The sequence below is a fragment of the Clostridium paraputrificum AGR2156 genome, assembly GCF_000424025.1.
Lineage (GTDB): Bacteria > Bacillota > Clostridia > Clostridiales > Clostridiaceae > Clostridium > Clostridium paraputrificum.
Window position 1 is genome coordinate 545,426 of record NZ_AUJC01000001.1, and the last position, 18,045, is coordinate 563,470.

18 protein-coding genes are annotated in these 18,045 nt (G+C 28.9%); 7 read left to right on the plus strand and 11 right to left on the minus strand.

The window, feature by feature from the left end; translation table 11 throughout:
- The first annotated feature begins 48 nt into the window (after positions 1-48).
- Positions 49-1,011: a methyl-accepting chemotaxis protein gene (locus G594_RS0102645; RefSeq protein ID WP_027097143.1), complete on the plus strand. Its 963-nt coding sequence runs from the start codon at positions 49-51 to the stop codon at positions 1,009-1,011.
- 52 nt (positions 1,012-1,063) lie between these two features.
- Here G594_RS0102645 and G594_RS0102650 read toward each other — a convergent pair whose 3' ends face one another.
- The 3 genes from G594_RS0102650 to G594_RS0102660 all read right to left on the minus strand — a co-directional run bounded on the left by G594_RS0102650 (position 1,064) and on the right by G594_RS0102660 (position 3,954).
- Complete coding sequence (locus G594_RS0102650; protein ID WP_027097144.1) at positions 1,064-1,750, minus strand: metallophosphoesterase; 687 nt, start codon at positions 1,748-1,750, stop codon at positions 1,064-1,066.
- 7 nt (positions 1,751-1,757) lie between these two features.
- Positions 1,758-2,021: an EscU/YscU/HrcU family type III secretion system export apparatus switch protein gene (locus tag G594_RS0102655; RefSeq protein ID WP_027097145.1), complete on the minus strand. Its 264-nt coding sequence runs from the start codon at positions 2,019-2,021 to the stop codon at positions 1,758-1,760.
- Between the two features lie 64 nt (positions 2,022-2,085).
- Positions 2,086-3,954, minus strand: a complete 1,869-nt coding sequence (locus G594_RS0102660) for a hypothetical protein (RefSeq protein ID WP_027097146.1) — start codon at positions 3,952-3,954, stop codon at positions 2,086-2,088.
- A gap of 128 nt (positions 3,955-4,082) precedes the next feature.
- Here G594_RS0102660 and G594_RS0102665 point away from each other — a divergent pair, with 128 nt between their 5' ends.
- Positions 4,083-4,712 carry a GntR family transcriptional regulator gene (locus G594_RS0102665; protein WP_027097147.1) on the plus strand — a complete coding sequence of 210 codons (630 nt, stop codon included), beginning with the start codon at positions 4,083-4,085 and terminating at the stop codon, positions 4,710-4,712.
- Positions 4,713-4,786: 74 nt separating this feature from the next.
- Here G594_RS0102665 and tyrS read toward each other — a convergent pair whose 3' ends face one another.
- The 5 genes from tyrS to G594_RS0102690 all read right to left on the minus strand — a co-directional run bounded on the left by tyrS (position 4,787) and on the right by G594_RS0102690 (position 10,688).
- Complete coding sequence (tyrS, locus tag G594_RS0102670; protein WP_027097148.1) at positions 4,787-6,007, minus strand: tyrosine--tRNA ligase; 1,221 nt, start codon at positions 6,005-6,007, stop codon at positions 4,787-4,789.
- 142 nt (positions 6,008-6,149) lie between these two features.
- Positions 6,150-6,560: a hypothetical protein gene (locus G594_RS0102675; RefSeq protein ID WP_027097149.1), complete on the minus strand. Its 411-nt coding sequence runs from the start codon at positions 6,558-6,560 to the stop codon at positions 6,150-6,152.
- Between the two features lie 396 nt (positions 6,561-6,956).
- A complete protein-coding gene (locus tag G594_RS0102680) occupies positions 6,957-8,036 on the minus strand; it encodes a sensor domain-containing diguanylate cyclase (protein WP_027097150.1) in 1,080 nt (359 codons plus the stop codon).
- A 134-nt stretch (positions 8,037-8,170) separates the two neighbouring features.
- Positions 8,171-9,286 (minus strand): Ger(x)C family spore germination protein, encoded by a 1,116-nt coding sequence (locus tag G594_RS0102685; protein ID WP_034865805.1) that lies wholly within the window; start codon positions 9,284-9,286, stop codon positions 8,171-8,173.
- Positions 9,267-10,688, minus strand: a complete 1,422-nt coding sequence (locus tag G594_RS0102690) for a spore germination protein (RefSeq protein WP_027097152.1) — start codon at positions 10,686-10,688, stop codon at positions 9,267-9,269. The genes G594_RS0102685 and G594_RS0102690 overlap by 20 nt, the downstream gene beginning before the upstream one ends.
- Positions 10,689-10,781: 93 nt before the next feature.
- Here G594_RS0102690 and G594_RS0102695 point away from each other — a divergent pair, with 93 nt between their 5' ends.
- Positions 10,782-11,864 carry a GerAB/ArcD/ProY family transporter gene (locus tag G594_RS0102695; protein ID WP_027097153.1) on the plus strand — a complete coding sequence of 361 codons (1,083 nt, stop codon included), beginning with the start codon at positions 10,782-10,784 and terminating at the stop codon, positions 11,862-11,864.
- Positions 11,865-12,013: 149 nt separating this feature from the next.
- Positions 12,014-12,175, plus strand: a complete 162-nt coding sequence (locus tag G594_RS0102700; RefSeq protein ID WP_027097154.1) for a zinc-ribbon domain-containing protein — start codon at positions 12,014-12,016, stop codon at positions 12,173-12,175.
- 54 nt (positions 12,176-12,229) lie between these two features.
- Here the strand turns inward: G594_RS0102700 and G594_RS0102705 are convergent, their stop codons facing one another.
- A complete protein-coding gene (locus G594_RS0102705; protein WP_027097155.1) occupies positions 12,230-12,784 on the minus strand; it encodes an ECF transporter S component in 555 nt (184 codons plus the stop codon).
- Positions 12,785-12,924: 140 nt separating this feature from the next.
- On the opposite strand from G594_RS0102705, the gene G594_RS20050 reads away from it, so the two are divergent.
- Both G594_RS20050 and trpS read left to right on the plus strand, forming a co-directional pair.
- Positions 12,925-13,092, plus strand: coding sequence for a hypothetical protein (locus G594_RS20050; protein ID WP_155849278.1), 168 nt, complete (start codon positions 12,925-12,927; stop codon positions 13,090-13,092).
- A gap of 113 nt (positions 13,093-13,205) precedes the next feature.
- Positions 13,206-14,210 (plus strand): tryptophan--tRNA ligase, encoded by a 1,005-nt coding sequence (trpS, locus tag G594_RS0102715; RefSeq protein WP_027097156.1) that lies wholly within the window; start codon positions 13,206-13,208, stop codon positions 14,208-14,210.
- A gap of 23 nt (positions 14,211-14,233) precedes the next feature.
- Here trpS and galU read toward each other — a convergent pair whose 3' ends face one another.
- On the minus strand, positions 14,234-15,100 hold the full coding sequence (gene galU, locus G594_RS0102720; RefSeq protein WP_027097157.1) for a UTP--glucose-1-phosphate uridylyltransferase GalU: 867 nt from the start codon (positions 15,098-15,100) through the stop codon (positions 14,234-14,236).
- A gap of 235 nt (positions 15,101-15,335) precedes the next feature.
- On the opposite strand from galU, the gene brnQ reads away from it, so the two are divergent.
- Positions 15,336-16,583: a branched-chain amino acid transport system II carrier protein gene (gene brnQ, locus G594_RS0102725; protein ID WP_027097158.1), complete on the plus strand. Its 1,248-nt coding sequence runs from the start codon at positions 15,336-15,338 to the stop codon at positions 16,581-16,583.
- A gap of 29 nt (positions 16,584-16,612) precedes the next feature.
- Here the strand turns inward: brnQ and G594_RS18210 are convergent, their stop codons facing one another.
- A complete protein-coding gene (locus tag G594_RS18210; protein ID WP_034865806.1) occupies positions 16,613-17,983 on the minus strand; it encodes a sugar transferase in 1,371 nt (456 codons plus the stop codon).
- Between the last annotated feature and the right edge of the window lie 62 nt (positions 17,984-18,045).

Here is an 18,045-nt window from a genome sequence, read left to right on the forward strand (position 1 = left end):
TACTTTATGTTATAATACATTTTATAGGAATATAAAGGGAGGATTATTATGGGACTATTTACAAACAAAAAAACTATACCTACTTCTAATGTACCAGTAGAAAATACTACTACTGAATCAAACACTACATCTGTAATAACAGATCAAGTAAAACAAGAAATTAATTCTTTAAGAAGTACAAGCAATAATATTGCTTCATCAATAAATGAGGTAACTGATTCAGTAAATACTTTAAGTAACGCTACTGTTTCTCAAAGTCAGGAGATTGATACTGCTGCAACAATACTTAGAGACTTCAGCGATAACATGGAAAAGTTAGCTTATAATGTAACTAATGTTCAAATTAAAGTATATGATACTGATGAACTATCCAATAAAGGTATAACTTCTATTGAAAAATTAGATTCATCATTAAATGACCTACAAAGTGCATTTACTGTATCAAGTTCAACAGTAAACGAATTAGTATCTAAGTTAGAATCTGTTAATACAATTACTGATTCCATTAGCCAAATAGCAGGACAAACAAACTTACTATCTCTAAATGCTGCTATAGAAGCTGCTAGAGCAGGTGAAGCTGGTAAAGGTTTCTCAGTAGTTGCAGGGGAAGTTAGAAAGCTTGCAGATAATTCTAAACAAGCAGTACAAAGCATAACTAAAATACTTGAAGAAATTAAAAAGGATATACTTAATGCTTCCGCAGCAATGAATAGAGGAAATGAAGCTATAAATATTCAACAAGAAACTTTAACTGAAACAAAAGATAGCTTCCAATGTATAAAGTCTTCTATAGATGATGCTACTAATGAAATTAATGATTGTATAGAAAATCTTGCCATGGCTTCAGCTCAAAAGGAAGAAGTATTAACTGCAGTAGAAAAAGCAAATTCTATCTCTCAAGAACATACTGCCTTAGCTGAAGAGATTGCTGCAACAATGGATCTTCAAACAAGTAACATAGAAGAATTTAATTCAACTTTAAATTCATTAGCAAAAAAAGTTGCTGAATAAATATATAAACATATAAATATATAAATAAAGAAGGTTTATTTCAAACCTTCTTTTATAATATCCTTTTAGGAGAAAAATTTATAAAATCTGCTGATGTTAATATATATTCAATCCCATCAATATTTCCATTTAGAACACGTGATAACGCCACCCCATGCAAATGACCATAAATTACTTTCTCTACATTATATTCTTTTAATATTTTTTGCACTTCAGACTCTTCAAACTTCTCATTTGTAGGCGGGTAATGTAACATCACTATAATTTTTTGATATCCAGCGCCTTTAGCCGCATCTAAAGATAATCTTAATCTAATTAATTCTCTTAAATATATTTTTTCATCCTTTGATGTAAATTTATCTGAGCCTGGACATATCCATCCTCTAGTACCGCAAATCGCATAATCTTCATATACATAAAAGTTATTTTGAATAAACTTGGTGCTCTCATATAATTTATTTAATTTTGTTATACTTCCCCACCAATAATCATGGTTTCCTTTGGAAATAATCTTTTTTCCAGGTAACTTATCAATCCAATCTAAATCTTCCTTACTTTCACTTGGATTCATAGCCCAAGATATATCTCCAGCAATTAGGATTAAATCATCTTCAGTAACTTTTTCTATCCAATTATTTTTTATTTTCTCATCATGTTGTACCCACTTTTCACCAAATATATCCATAGGTTTATCTGAACTGAAAGCTAAATGTAAATCTGATATAGCATAAATTGCCATTAAGTAATCACCTTTCTATTAGTTTATCTAAATCAGTAATATAAGCAATAACATGAGCTACAGCATCGTATAACTCTGGTGGAATATATTCCCCTACATCTACATTGCATAAAAGATCTGAAAGTTCTTTGTTATAAACAATAGGAACATCATTTGATTCTGCTTTCTCTATTATTTTATCCGCTATTACTCCTACCCCTGCTGCACTAACAATGGGTGCATCAAAGCCTTGTTCATAAGTTAAAGCTGCAGCCTTTCTTCTTTGTTTCATGTTATCCCCCTAAAATGATTCTCTTTTATATTATATCCTTAACCCTATATGGTCAATCAACATTCTAAACCTTAATATCTATTCCACTCACGGCTTTATCGTTAAAGAACTCTCTACAACTAGCTAAGGTTATATCTTCTTCTCTCATAGATACTTTAATATTAATATTAAATCCTAATTTCTGCAAATCATTTGATAATTTACTTTTTGATAGTTCTAAAACCTTCATATAATTTTTATCACATTTTAACTCAACATCTAATCCCTTATCTTTTACAGACAAGAATCCATCTACTACTCCTAAATTAACTGTTTTTACTGTTACCACTATTTTAACATCCGTTCTATCAATCTTTTTGCCATCTTTTCTATTATCCTTGATAATTAACTTACAAGGATATTCAGTCATTTCTCTATTAATTGGAACATCTAAATAATAATACTCATTACTGATAGTATTAAACAATTTAAATTCACTTATACTATTTTTAAGTAATTGAATCACTTTATCTGCCCCTTCACCTTCCCCCTTAGATGCTACTAAAAGTTCTTTTATTATGTCCTTTATACCATCTATCTTTTTGTTAATATCATTTTTTATAAGCTCATTTGCAGATAGTATTTTTTTGTGCCCCCCTGTAATAACTTCTTGTTCCAATGTAGTTATTGTTTTGTTAGCAATATTATTACCTATTAGCTTCTCTTCATTAACCCCTTCATTATTTAACTCAAGTTCTTGAAATTTATATTCTATAACATCTTGTATCTTTCTTAATTCTACTTCTCCCACTTCTATATCTTTACCAAAAAAGCTACGTAAAATAATATTAACAGTATCCTTTGAAATTTCTTTTATCTCCCCACTTTTCCCTAATACATCTTTCACTATATTAATAAAATCTTCATCTGATAAATTATTTATCTTACCTAAAGCAGTATTATATTCATTTGTTGTAAACTGCTCTTTTTTTCCTATTAAAATATCTTTTATAGGCTCCCTTAATAAATTGTCATCTCCACCAGTCATAGACTTCAAAACTGCCAACATACTTACTTTTGATTTTGACATATCATTAGAATCATATAGCTTAGATACTAAAGAATTATATCCTAGCTTATCTTTATTTATTTCTTCCCCTAAAGCCTTAATAGAGTTATCTAAATGTTTTTCTCCAACTTTAGAATTTGAAATATTGTCTTCTAATTCTTTCATTTCCACTTCAATACCAGCAAAATCATTTTTTATATTATCAAAAAATTCTTTTACTGTATTTCCATTAGAACTAAATAGTTTGTTATAGCTTTCTATATTCTCAGAGGTTAATTCAATATTATTCTCCAAGAAAAATAATATTTCTTCTGGCTTCATATTCTTAAAATTAACAAAAAACTCTTTCAGAGTATTTATTATTTGTTTTCCTTGTTCACTTTCTCCACTTATTCCTTTACTGTCAATATATTTTAATATAAAATTATCAATCTCATTATTGTCCATATTAATCTTTGTATTAAATTGAAGTAAACTCTTAACAAAAGTTATATTTTCTCTAGTTAATGGTATATTATGTTTCATCATTTTTTTTAGTATATCTACATCCTCTTTACCTAACCCTTCTTTATCTATAACTTCTGAAAGGCTATCATTGGCAAGATTATTAGAATCTGCTTCTTTCTTAACTATTTTTAATTTTAACTTTCCATCTTCATATCCTTCCACTTGCAATTGCAAAGGAACATTTTCTTCACTTTCTATACTTCCATCTATAGTTGCAGAAAATTGCCATCCATCAGCAAGTTTTACTGTGGCTTCATTTCCTTCACCCTTAGAAATAATTTTCCCACTAAATTTTTCTCCTACTTCAAAAGTTAACTTACTTGAATATTTTTTATTATTTACATTATAACTATTATTTACATTCCAAATTGCAGGCATAATTCATTCCCTCATTCTCTATTTGATATTATATTTATCGTGCTTAAGTAGTAAATATTTAACATACTATTATTTCTAATTCTTATATGGTAGAATTTATTATATAAAAGTTATGTGGAGGTATCATCATGTCAAGGCGAACAAATTCACCTGCCTATTTAAAGATTGCATTAGATATAGCATCAAGAATAGTAAATGGTGACTTTATTGAAGGTAAAAAGCTATCTGGTCGTTCAACTCTAGTTGGCATTTATAATGTTTCTCCTGAGACTATAAGACGATCTATCGCTTTACTACAAGATATGGACGTAGTAGTTGTTGAAGAGAAAAGTGGTATAACTATAAAAAGTAAAACCAATGCTAGTTCATTTCTTGAAAAATTTAAAACAAAAAATGAATTTGCTACAATTAAGCATGATATATATTCATTAATTGAAGATAAAAAGAAACTTGAAAGTAAACTTGAAAATAAAATTAATGATCTTATTGAATTTGCTACCCAACTTAGAAATGTAGGATTAATAGTTCCTTATGAAAGCTTAGTAGAACCTAACAGCTTAATTATTGGAAAAACTTTAGGTGAACTTAATTTCTGGAATAATACAGGTGCTACAATAATTGGAGTTAAGAGAGAAGGTAAATTATATCTGTCACCAGGACCTTATCTCGCTATAAAAAATGGAGATATTATTGTTTATGTAGGTGAAAGCGAAGTAATTGAAAATGTAAATAACTATATAACTTCACAAGTAAAATAGAAATTAATAAAGGGCTGTTACACTAATTATTTAGTGCAATAGCCCACTTTTTTATTAAATTCATATAAAATAAACTATGCTAATTCAATTTTGTTATAATTCTTTTTACCTCTTTTTATTAAGGCAGAACCATCTTTAAAGTCTTCTTCCGTTAATGCTCTAGCTACCTCAGCAACCTTTTCGCCATTAATTGATAAACCACCTTGTTGGATTAATCTTCTACCTTCTGACTTAGATGGAACTATCTTATTGTTAGCTAAAACATCAAGAAGTGAAGTTCCTAGTACATCTCTTGATACAGTAACTGTTGGAACATTACTCATATCTGCTCCACCAGAGAATAAAGCATTAGCTGCATCTTGAGCTTTTTTAGCTTCTTCTTCTCCATGAACTAACTTAGTTACTTCATATGCAAGAACCTTCTTAGCTTCATTTATTTGAGCCCCTTCAAGTGAACCAAGCCTTCTTACTTCATCCATTGGTAAGAATGTTAATAATGCTAAACACTTTTCTACATCTGCATCGTCAACATTTCTCCAGTATTGGTAAAAATCAAATGGTGATGTTTTTTCTGCATCTAACCATAAAGCTCCCCCTACTGTTTTTCCCATTTTTTGACCTTGGCTATTAGTTAGTAAAGTACAAGTCATTGCAAAAGCTTCCCCTTGTGCCTTTCTTCTAACTAACTCAACACCAGCAATCATATTAGACCATTGATCGTCTCCACCTAATTGCATTTTACATCCATATTTTTGATTTAATACGTAAAAATCATATCCTTGCATTAGCATATAGTTAAATTCTAAGAAAGATAATCCCTTTTCTAATCTTTGTTTAAAGCATTCTGCTGATAACATTCTATTTACAGAGAAGTGAGTACCTACATCTCTTAAGAAATCAACATAGTTAAGATTTAATAACCAATCTCCGTTATTTACTAATATAGCTTTATCATCTGAAAAGTCTATAAATCTTTCCATTTGCTTCTTAATAGAATCAACATTATGTTGTATTTGATCTTTTGTAAGCATCTTTCTCATATCAGTTTTACCACTTGGGTCTCCTACCATAGCAGTTCCACCACCAAGTAAAGCAATTGGTCTATGTCCAGCTCTTTGCATGTGAGCCATAAACATTAACGCAATAAAGTGACCAACATGTAAACTATCAGCTGTTGGATCAAATCCTATATAAAAAGTTATTTTCTCCTTTTCTAGCAACTCTCTTGTTTCCGCTTCATGAGTAAATTGCTTTATGTATCCACGGTCCAATAACTCATCTAATACATTAGACATTTTTTTACCTCCTAATACAATTCCATTTTTGAATATATATTTATTAGTATAACCTTAATGCCCTCTTTTATCAAGAAAGAAAAAGAGAGGGCTTCCCCCTCTCTTTTATACCTAATCTATATAAAACGTAATTGTTTTCATTTTAAGCGACGTATTCTTTAATAAACTCCGGTATCTCTTCCTCTGCATAATTAATATTCATATACACATTAAAATTGTATTTATTTGATAAATCATATATTTTTTTAAATAAATAAGCTGTATCCTTTATACCACATGAAACAATGTTTAAAACCCCATCAATATAGATATTTTCTATATCATAGTTTTCTGAAATAATCCCACAAATCAAACCATAGAAACTTTCACAATCCATTATGCCAAATTCCCCTGTTGATATAAACCTAATCCTTCTGTCCACCTGCCTAATGTAACTGGAATCATCATCAATATAAACTGAATCCCCCTTAGATCTTAATAGTTGGCCATTTGCTAAATCAATTAGCTTCTTAGTTTTTCCTGAGCCTCTCTTGTTACAAAATACTTGAATCATTAGGACCACTCCTTATTTATTTTTTTACGATATAAATCGTTAGACTAATTATATAATATTCAGAATATTTTTACAATTTAAATTAAAAAATATCCTTTTTTTCTAATACATTAAATACTCCCCTAATTTCCTAATTCATAATCACCTCTATACAGTTATTGATCTCTAAATAACCACTTGATATACGGCTACTTTTTCACCTATTCTATTTACCTCAAACAGGATAATATTTATCAATATAAATTATACCTGCATTTTCTATCAGGAAATTTTTACTCCCCTTACTAATATATATTCCCATTTTTCAAAAATATTTATCATTTGAATTCATATTTAAAAATCTATTTTACTTATCTAAACAATAAAAGCACTCCTATAAATTAAGAGTGCTTTTTTCTACTTCAAAAAATCTGATATTAATACCATATTCTTTCCCATTGCTTTGCTTCTATATAAAAACTTATCTGCTACTTTTATTACTTCACTTATATCTTTTCCATCCTTAGGATAATATCCTATTCCAAAACTTGCTGTAATACTTCTTGCTATATTATCTTTTATAACATTATTATTTTCAACACACTCTCTGATGGTCTCTATTCTATTATAAACATCCATTACACCTAAGACGTTATTAATATATATTATAATCTCCTCACCACCATAACGTGCTATTATATCATCAGGTTCTAACATATTTTTTATAACTTCAGTTGTTCTAATTAATATTTCATCTCCAAATTGATGCCCATATGTGTCGTTAAACTTTTTAAAGTTATCTAAGTCAACCATTACTATTGCATATTCTTTATCTGGATTTTCTTTATTATGCTTTTCTGCAACTTGAAAGAAATATTTCCTGTTATACACACCAAGTAATGGATCCATTTTTGCAGTCTGCTGTAACTCCCTATAAAGCATAGAATTTTCTATTGCAACAGCAATTTGATTTGCTATTGACCTTAAAAACTTTTCATGCTCTAAATCTAAGAAATTATAAACGCTATGTTCTACAACTATGAAACCTATAAATTTATCCCTAATTTTAATAGGCATCCCCATTGCTGATCGTATTTCCAAATCATATTCACTATAAACTCTTAGTGCTTCTTTAGAATTTATAAGATAACTCTTTCCTATCCTTATGTAATTATATTCATCATTGCTCCAACAAATATCCTTTTCTTTTATATTAGTAGCTTTAACCACTAATTCACCGTTCTCCTCTAGTAAAATTGTTGATTTAGAAACTCCCAATAAGCCAAGAATCATATCATTTATCATAGCAATTAAATTTTCATCACTTAAAAATGAATTTATATACTTACTTATTTCAACAATATTTGTTAAAGCATTCATATCTTTTTCTAACTTCATATTTCTATTAGATAGTTTTTGCATTTGCAGTTCAACAAAACTTTGATATGTTTCATATTCTTTCTTTAACTTCTCATATCTTTCTTTATATTCTCCCATTTTAACACCCCACCTAATATGGATTGAACTATAATATAATTTAATCACTCCATATACATATATAATACTTTATTTACCATTTATTTTCAATAACATCTAATTTTTTATTAAAATTTATTTTAATTATATGATTTTTATAAACTATCTCTAACCAAACTGCTTCCATCTATCACCAGGTCAATATTTAATTTTAATTCTGTGGAACCTAATATATCCTCAACACTATTTACAGGATAATATTCCTCTACCAACCTTCTAACTCCTAATATATCTATTCCTTTTTCCTTATAATTTTTAAAGAAATCATTTAAATATATCTTTATTTTTTCTTCTTCATCAACTTTTAAAGTTTCTAAAGCCTCATCATCAACAATCAAGCTTCCTTGTATTTCACCTATAGATACCTTTAAATTTATATTCTTTTCTAATATTACTTTATCCCCATCTATTCTTACCTTTGTATTAAGATTATCTTCTAATATATCTAGTGTAACAAACTTATCTTTTTCATCTGGATTAGGAATTTCTAAAGTCCCATCATTTACTCTCCTAGTTAAAAGATTATAACTTACTACATCCTTTTGTTCCAATCTATCTATCATATGGTTATCTTTCATTATAACTCCACCATTTAACTCTATCTTCTTATCTAAAGCATCCTCATTTATAATAAAAGCCCCCATATAACTTATATTACTTGCTACTAAACTTTTTGTTATATAATCATTAACATTTGCGCTAATTACTTTTGCATTATTTCTATTTTTCTCTACTAGTTGATCTAAATATAATCCAAGATATTCTTCATCATTACTAGTAACATCTAGTAATGTATCTACATCTCCAAAATACGTAAACATATATGGTTTAAACCCAAACTCTTGATCATTATTAATTAAGTCAATATACTTTTTTACACCCTTTCTTGCTGCTTGTTCTGTAAATATGTAAGCTCTTACTTGACTAAAGTTTATTCTGTTACTTGATTTTACGTTCATTTCCCTAATAGCCTCCAATGAAGTTTTACCTGTTCCCTTAAAAATAACTCTTCTACCTCTATCTGAACTTTCATTGGCATTTCTATATGGTCTTACACAGTCTATGTACAAAATCACATTATCATATTCATCTCTATCAAATATTATTGATGTTGCAAATGTAATTTTATTTATTTCTCTATAGTTAAAACAACCTATAAATAAAATTGAAAAGATAATAATAGATAAAATGCTAGCTAGTTTTCTTTTCATTATTATCTTCCCCTCCCTTTTCTACTACATGTTGTGATATATGCCTTAAATCCCCTCTAAATATAATATCTTTAAACTTATATGTTTCTACGCTACCAAGAGGGAACAAATAAGAATATCCTCCAGTATCTAAATCTGCTAATTTTGCAATTAAAACTAAAGCCACTATAAAGAATCCTGGCAATCCAAACATAGAACTTACCACAGTTATAATAAGAGACCATATGGACATAGCTCCATATAACTTAGGTGTTAAGAAATAACTTAATGTGCTAATTGCTACAACAATTATTGTTATTCTTGATGCTATACCTGCACCAACTACAGCATCACCTAATATTAAACCTGCAACTATACTCATTGCTCCACCAATTGGCTGCGGAAGCCTTAATCCTGCTTCCTTTATTAATTGAAAGGCCACCATCATGATTAATACCTCTACTATTGTAGGTAATGGAACTCCTGCTCTAGAAACAGCCAACCTAAATACAAATAAGGACGGTATTAATGCAAAATGGTGAGTTAATATTGCAACATACAAACCAGGCATAAATGTAGCTAAGAAAAATGCAATCCACCTAATTACTCTTGTGAAATTCACAAAATACTTATTTAAGTAGTAATCGTCTGGTGCTTGAAAATTTTCCAAAAAGAAATATGGTACAGTTATAACAAAGGGAGTCCCATCAACTAATATGGCAACTCTCCCTTCTAACATCTTAGCTGCTACTTCATCTGGCTTTTCAGTATATCCTACTGTATCAAATACACTTTTCTTCTTTCTAAGGGCATCTTCAATATAATTAGTATCTAATATAAATTTTAAATCTAATTTATTTACTATCTCTTTTACATGTTCAATTAAATAATCTGGTGCAATTCCTTTTATATAAGAAATACAGACAACAGTTTGACTCCTATTACCGACATATATAGGTTCAAACTTTAAATCAGAGTTCTTTATTTTTCTTCTAATTAAAGAAACATTATCTACAAATAACTCTGTGAACCCTTCTCTTGGCCCTTTAACTACTGATTCTGTAACTGGTATACCAACACCTCTTCTTACAAAACCTTTAACTTCACAATAAATTATTTTTTCATGGTCATTAAATAATAAAACTACGTCTCCTGATAACACATGAAGAATTGCATCTTCAACATCCTTTGCGTAGTTTGCAATATTTATCCCTAAAACATTAGGAATTACATCTTCCACACTCCAACATTTATAATCCTTCTTGCCTAAAGGCGTAACAATATACTCACTTATAAATTGAACACTACATAAGTCATCTATAAAGACTAAAGTGCACAATCCTAATGAAGTCATGATCTCCCTATATTTTACGTCAAATGCACCCTCAAATCTCTTTTTAACATATTCTACATCTTTTTTCATAAGCATCACCCAAAGATATTATTCCTCTATGAAGGTTTAATATTCCCTTTTTTGTTAATACTAATGTTGAATTAAAAGGAGGCAGTATTAATTATGGATAAATTATCAAGTAAACATTTTATGTTTTTTATATTAGGATGTAGCATGATAGCCCTTAGAAGCTATAGTTCTATATTTGTCCGATTAGGGGGAAGAGATACTTGGATTCTTGCTTTTTTTGCTTCAATAATTTTTATAATTATTACAATGTATCTTTTAAATATTTGCATTAAATCTCAAACATTTAATATAAAAGATATTTTCTTTTCATCATCCAATTGGTTAGGCCAAATATATATGTTTATATTTGCAGTAGGTTTATTTTCATGTGCTGTTGAATCTGCTTCTGTAGAGGCAAGTTCTATACACACTAATTTCTTTCTTTCTACGCCTAACTGGTATTGCTTATTGTTTTTGATAATTCCTGCAGCATATATATTAACAAAGCAAATGAACACAATTCTAATATTAGTAATTATTACTGTAACACTTACATTAGTTGGGGATGTCGCTTTATTAGCATTAGTAAGTAAATATCTAGATTTTAATTATTTACTTCCAATATTAGGAGAAGGTATGACTAAAGGAAATTGGATATGTATATTTTTAGTTCTTGGTTCACTTTCTTCAGTAGCTATCTCTTTTCCTTTCTTAAAATTCTTAACAAAGGAAAAAGGGTTAAAAACAGATGTTTCTCTTTCTTTAATTATTTGTGTTTCTCTAGTTATAAGCTCACTTATTTCTATAATTACTTTCTTTGGTCCTGCAAGAGCAGGAAATATATTCTACCCAGAATATGTTGAAGCTCAAAGGGTACAAATTGCACACTTTTTAGAATTTGGTGAAATATTTTATATATTTAGAAGCGTATGCATGTGGTTTATAAAATACCTATTATCTTCTTATGGAATCCTATTACTATATGAAGATAAAATAAAAAATAAAAAAATATTTATAGGCATATTCAGTGTTCTTGTTTTTATATGTTCATGGTACTTAACAGAAGGTCAGTACTTTCTTTTTTATTCACTGAAATTATTGCAAGGATTTTTGCTTATACCATTTAGCATAATCCCTGTAATAGCCTTTACTACCCATTACTTTAAACACAAAAAATCTGTTAAAATATACAAATAGTTTGTTGAATTTAATTCCAATTATGGTATAATAAATATAATAAAAATAAGTAGGTATTTTTCTATCTGATACTAAGACTTCCCTTCAAAATTCAAGAGAGGTATTATTATCAAGTCAAATAATCCTATGAATTTTAAGGAGGTTTATCAATGGAAGATAAGAAGATTATATGTAAAGATTGTGGAAAGGAATTCGTATTTACTGTAGGTGAACAAGAATTCTTTAAAGAAAAAGGATTTGAAAATGATCCTGTAAGATGCCCTGATTGCAGAAGAGCAAGAAAAGCTCAAAAAATGAATTCTAGAAGATAATTTAATATGTTTATTTTGCTCTAGTCAATATTGACTAGAGCTTTTTTATATATTCTAATTAAATATTCTTTTCTTTATAGGTATTAATATCAAGCTTAAAGGCATAGCTAATACTATTCCAACAGAAACTTGAACAATATTAGTACCTATATCTTTAGCTGCTAATACCAGCCCCTGAATTAATCCTACATTACCTGTTAAAAAAGCAGCTATAATAGTTCCTGCTAAAAAGTAGGCTATTACCATAAATATACCACCTATAGAAAAGGCAATAACTTCATCTTTTTTTATTACTTTATGCTCTTCCCCATTGTCTAACTTTTCAAGAATAGCTCCAGCTATATATGCCATTCCCCATTTAATAACAAATGTAAATGGTGCCCATACATAGTAGCCTGATGTAATATCAACTAAAGCCATACCTATAGCACTTGAAAAAGCCCCTCTTTTTTTACCAAGTACTACAACTGATAAAAACACCATACAATCCCCAAGATGCACATAACCACCTACCGTAGGTATCTTTATAATCATAGTTGCTATAAATACAAATGCAATCATTAAAGCTGTAAGAATTAAATCCCTAGTTTTACTATTAATATTATACATATATCTAACCCCCTTAACTTATTTATATAAAGCATTATATTTTTAACAAACATCTTTTGCAAATATACCGATACAATGTTTATGTATCTTTTTTAAGATTATGCACATAATAATATTAATACATGTAAGGAGGGATATTTATGAAGGTAGCTAAATGGCTACTGGGATTAATAATTTTTCTAGCTCTATCATTTCTTATACTAGAGTATGGAGAAGTTTCAATTAATCTAATAATCATAATTGCATTTGGTGTTTTTATACTATCTCTCATCCAAAATAGAAGAAAAGAAAAAAAGCACTATCAATAGTCAACTATTAAAGTTGACTTTTTATTTTATACTAAATTCTGATTAATTGACAGTTATATTGGTAAATCCTATAATATAGTTATTACATTTAAGTTTAGAAAGGGGTGTTTCTATTGTCAGAAAACCTTAACAAAAAAATAATCTTTAGCGGCATTCAGCCATCTGGCGACTTAACTTTAGGCAACTATCTTGGAGCATTAAAAAACTGGGTTAAGCTACAAGACGAATACGATTGTTATTTCTGTGTTGTAGATATGCACGCAATAACGGTTAGACAAACTCCTGCTGATTTAAGAAGAAGAACTTTAGAACTTTTATCAATATATATAGCTGCTGGAATAGATCCAGAAAAAAATACATTGTTTATCCAATCACATGTTCCAGCACATGCTGAATGTTGTTGGTTATTAACATGTAACACTTATATGGGTGAATTAAGTAGAATGACTCAATATAAGGATAAATCTCAAAAGATGGGTTCATCTATTGGTGCAGGGTTATTTACTTATCCAGCACTAATGGCAGCTGATATTCTTCTATATAATACTGATTTAGTACCTGTAGGTAAAGATCAAACTCAACACTTAGAGCTAACTAGAGACTTAGCTGAAAGGTTTAACAATACCTACAGTCCTACATTTAAAATACCAGAAGGGTATATACCTAAGGCTGGAGCTAAAATTATGGACTTACAAGAACCTAATAAAAAAATGTCTAAGTCATCAGACAATCCAAACTCATTTATTTTAATTATGGATTCTCCTGACATAATAAGAAAAAAGATTAGCAGAGCAGTTACTGATAGTATAGGAATTATAAACTATACAGATGAACAACCAGGAGTTAAAAACCTATTAAATATATTATCAGCTATTAAAGGTATCTCACCTGAAGATTTAGTTAAATCATATGAAGGAAAAGGATATGCTGATTTAAAGAGAGATGTTGCTGAAGCTATTATAGGAGAACTATCTCCAATCCAAGAAAAAGTAAAAGAGCTTTTATCTAACAAAAAATATCTTGAAGAAGTTTATCAAAGCGGTGCTCAAAAAGCATCTTATGTTGCAAATAAAACTTTAAGAAAAATGCAAAAGAAAGTTGGATTCATACAAAAATAAAGGAAGGTTTTCACCTTCCTTTTTTATTCCCAATCTCTACTTTTTAAGTAATCTAAAAATCTATCTCTTAATTCATCTTTCTTAAGAGCAAATTCAATTGTTGCTTGTAAGAATCCAAGCTTATCTCCTACGTCATATCTTCTTCCTTCAAAATTATATGCATACATAGCTTCTTGGCTAATTAAAGTCTTAAGGGCATCTGTTAATTGGATTTCTCCACCCTTTCCAGGCTCTGTATTCTCAAGAATTTCAAATATTTGAGGAGTAATTATATATCTACCTAAGATAGCAACATTACTTGGTGCTTCATCTACTGATGGCTTCTCTACTAAGTCTTTAACCTTATATACTCTATCTTCTATATGAATACCATCTACTATACCATACTTATTAGTTTCACTTTCTGGAACTGTTTGAACTCCTAATATGGTAGTTTTATACTCTGAGTAACAGTCTATTAATTGCTTTAAACATGGTACTTCACTATCAACAACATCATCACCTAATAGGACTGCAAATGGTTCATTACCAACGAATGTCTTTGCACAATGAATAGCATGACCTAATCCTTTTGGTTCCTTTTGTCTTATATAATGAATATCAACCATATCTGATATATCTCTTACTAACTCAAGTAATTCTGACTTTCCTGCTTTCTCTAACTCCATTTCAAGTTCTACTGACTTATCAAAATGGTCTTCTATGCACTTCTTATTTCTTCCTGTAATTATAAGTATCTCTTCTATTCCTGATGCAATAGCTTCTTCTATAATATATTGTATTGTTGGTTTATCAACTATTGGTAACATTTCCTTTGGTTGTGCCTTTGTAGCTGGTAAAAATCTTGTTCCTAATCCCGCAGCTGGTATTATTGCCTTTTTAACTTTCATAATACTTCCCCTTCCTTCTTTTACATACAATTATATTCTATCATATTTAAATAATTATGTTAACAAAATATAATCAAACAAATAACTATATATATTTTTACATTTTAATAAAAACATATTATTTTTAATATTAATTTCTCAGTTTTTTGTCTTATATTGTATCTTTTTGTTGATACTCATAAAATTAAATGGTACTATTGTTAATAGTACAGTCATTGTTGAAGGAGGACTTAAGATGAATAATAAAAATAAAGATATATTGATTATAGGTTTTGCACTATTTGCTATGTTCTTTGGTGCTGGAAATTTAATTTTCCCTCCATACTTAGGACACGCTATAGGAAGTGAATATATAATTGGAATGCTAGGATTTATAATAACAGGGGTAGGATTACCACTATTAGCTATATTATCCTGTTTAAAAGGGGATGGAACCTTTGAAACAATAGCATCTAAAATAGGACCTAAATTTTCAATTATTTTTGCTTCAATTTTATTTATTGCAATAGGACCTATGCTAGGTATTCCTAGAACTGCAGCAACAACCTTTGAAATAACTATACAACCATTATTTCCATCATTCTCACCAATTTTATTTATGATTATATACTTTGCTTTTAATCTGATTTTTGTTTTAAACAAATCTTCAGTTATAGATACAATTGGTAAATATTTAACTCCAACATTAATAGTAATACTTTCTTTTGTAATTATTAAAGGTATCATAGTTCCTCTTGGTGAAATCAGCACTACTGGTGCTGCATCTGTTCTATCAAATTCACTAATTGAAGGATACCAAACTATGGATGCTTTAGCTGCATTACTTTTTGCAGCAGTAATAACTAATACTTTAAAAGAAAAAGGTTATAATAAAGATCAAATGGTTCCTATGGCTTTAAGAGCTAGTATAATAGCTGCTTTAGGTTTAGCATTTGTTTATGGTGGACTAACTATACTTGGTGCGCAAACAACTACACTTGTATCTACAGATATTTCAAAAACTTCATTACTACTTTTTATAGCTCATGGAGTATTGGGCAATATAGGAAGAACAATAATTGCAATAGCTATGAGTCTTGCTTGTTTAACAACATCTATTGGTTTACTAACAGCTGGATCAAGCTTCTTTGAAAAAGTATCAAAAGGAAAACTTCCATACAAAGTTAATGCAGTAGTAATATCTCTAATAAGTATAGTAATTGGCGCACTAGGTGTTGATAATATTATAAAAATATCTGGCCCTATTCTTAACATACTATATCCTGTGGCAATAACATTAATTGTTACAACATTATTAAATAAGTATCTTACAAATATTAAAGCTATAAGGCTTGGAATTTATACTTCTCTTATTTTTGGTATTTTAGCTGAAATAAAAGTTTTTGATTTAAGTTTCATTCCATTAGCTAGTTTAGGATTTGCTTGGTTAATTCCAACAATAGTTGCTATATTAATAGGTAATATCGCCTTAAAAAAGTCATAAAAAAATAGACCCTAGGGTCTATTTTTTTATTATTTCTCTTTCAAATCTGATGGTAATATTGTCCCCTCATCAATACCTTCTGTGCTTTCAGACATAAATAAAATCTTTATAGTCATTAACATAAGCTTAATATCTAGAAATAACGAATACTTTTCAATATACATCATATCTAATAACAACTTGTCTCTTGGTGTTGTATTATACTTTCCTAATATTTGCGCATATCCTGTTAATCCTGCCTTAACCTTTAGTCTATATGCAAATTCAGGCATTGTTTTTTCATATTCTTTAGCTATCTCTGGTCTTTCCGGACGAGGTCCAACTATAGACATATCTCCCTTTAAAATATTTAGCAACTGTGGAAGTTCATCTAATCTTACCGCTCTAATGAACTTACCTATTGGAGTTATTCTATTATCATTTTTACTAGCTAATCGAGCAACACCATCTTTTTCAGCATCAACAATCATACTTCTAAACTTATACACTTCAAAAACTCTTCCATCTATAGTAAGACGTTTTTGTTTAAATAAAGCTGGCCCTCCATCATATAACTTAATTAATAACGCAACTATAATCATAATAGGAGACAATATGATCAAAGCAAATCCTGAGAATAATATATCTATTAATCTTTTAGCAAATCTATTTTCTGGTGATAATCCCCTATTTCTAAGTAAAAACATTGGAGTATCAAACAGATGTATTGTATTACTATTGCTTATTATAATATCTTCTACTGTAGGTATTATATAAACTCTAATACTTCTCTCGTAACAGTATTGGATTATGTAGTTCCTATCCTTAACATCTGCTCCACTAATAACTACTGCATCAAAATCCTCTAGAGAATCACATATATGTTTAACTCCTTCTTTTATAGACGCTTTATGAGTTATAGTAAACTTTTCTTTGTGATTAATCATCTTCTTCATTATAGCTTCTGAATCAGATCCATCATAAATCAACATTGTCTTTCTTGGCGGATAAATCCAAAAATATATCTTATTTGATATAACTGCCCATAAAGTAATTATTATTCCTTGTAATATAGTTAACTTTATCATTGGAATTATGTTCAAAAAAGCTCTTCCTATTAGACTTATTTGAATATATGTAATACAATTCACAAACATCATTGAAATTACCTGTGAATATATTATTTCTGAAAGTTTTAAAAATCCAACCTTATATCCATTATAGATTTTTGTAAATATATATAATAGTAAGCAATAAAGTGCTACCATTAAAAAATTACCCTTTTTATAAAAAGGTATTATTATTGTTTCACTATAGTATTTATCCCATATATAATAAAAGGAAAGTGTTGTGGCTAGCAGAATTATAACTGTCGTTATAAACATGACAGTTCTTTTTAATCCCATTACTTTTTCTTTCATAAATACCTCCATTGTATTATTTTATCTGTTAAGTCATTTGACTATTACTCTTTAAAACTAAA

What these genes read in the sequence shown, in the direction of transcription:
- G594_RS0102700 (WP_027097154.1), top strand. Translation starts at nt 12,014, where the DNA reads ATGGAAGATAAGAAGATTATATGTAAAGATTGTGGAAAGGAATTCGTA.
- G594_RS0102655 (WP_027097145.1), bottom strand. Translation starts at nt 2,021, where the DNA reads ATGAAACAAAGAAGAAAGGCTGCAGCTTTAACTTATGAACAAGGCTTT.
- G594_RS0102675 (WP_027097149.1), bottom strand. Translation starts at nt 6,560, where the DNA reads ATGATTCAAGTATTTTGTAACAAGAGAGGCTCAGGAAAAACTAAGAAG.
- G594_RS0102695 (WP_027097153.1), top strand. Translation starts at nt 10,782, where the DNA reads ATGGATAAATTATCAAGTAAACATTTTATGTTTTTTATATTAGGATGT.
- G594_RS0102645 (WP_027097143.1), top strand. Translation starts at nt 49, where the DNA reads ATGGGACTATTTACAAACAAAAAAACTATACCTACTTCTAATGTACCA.
- G594_RS0102690 (WP_027097152.1), bottom strand. Translation starts at nt 10,688, where the DNA reads ATGAAAAAAGATGTAGAATATGTTAAAAAGAGATTTGAGGGTGCATTT.
- G594_RS0102685 (WP_034865805.1), bottom strand. Translation starts at nt 9,286, where the DNA reads ATGAAAAGAAAACTAGCTAGCATTTTATCTATTATTATCTTTTCAATT.
- G594_RS0102705 (WP_027097155.1), bottom strand. Translation starts at nt 12,784, where the DNA reads ATGTATAATATTAATAGTAAAACTAGGGATTTAATTCTTACAGCTTTA.
- G594_RS18210 (WP_034865806.1), bottom strand. Translation starts at nt 17,983, where the DNA reads ATGAAAGAAAAAGTAATGGGATTAAAAAGAACTGTCATGTTTATAACG.
- G594_RS0102665 (WP_027097147.1), top strand. Translation starts at nt 4,083, where the DNA reads ATGTCAAGGCGAACAAATTCACCTGCCTATTTAAAGATTGCATTAGAT.
- tyrS (WP_027097148.1), bottom strand. Translation starts at nt 6,007, where the DNA reads ATGTCTAATGTATTAGATGAGTTATTGGACCGTGGATACATAAAGCAA.
- G594_RS0102660 (WP_027097146.1), bottom strand. Translation starts at nt 3,954, where the DNA reads ATGCCTGCAATTTGGAATGTAAATAATAGTTATAATGTAAATAATAAA.
- G594_RS0102680 (WP_027097150.1), bottom strand. Translation starts at nt 8,036, where the DNA reads ATGGGAGAATATAAAGAAAGATATGAGAAGTTAAAGAAAGAATATGAA.
- G594_RS20050 (WP_155849278.1), top strand. Translation starts at nt 12,925, where the DNA reads ATGAAGGTAGCTAAATGGCTACTGGGATTAATAATTTTTCTAGCTCTA.
- G594_RS0102650 (WP_027097144.1), bottom strand. Translation starts at nt 1,750, where the DNA reads ATGGCAATTTATGCTATATCAGATTTACATTTAGCTTTCAGTTCAGAT.
- brnQ (WP_027097158.1), top strand. Translation starts at nt 15,336, where the DNA reads ATGAATAATAAAAATAAAGATATATTGATTATAGGTTTTGCACTATTT.
- galU (WP_027097157.1), bottom strand. Translation starts at nt 15,100, where the DNA reads ATGAAAGTTAAAAAGGCAATAATACCAGCTGCGGGATTAGGAACAAGA.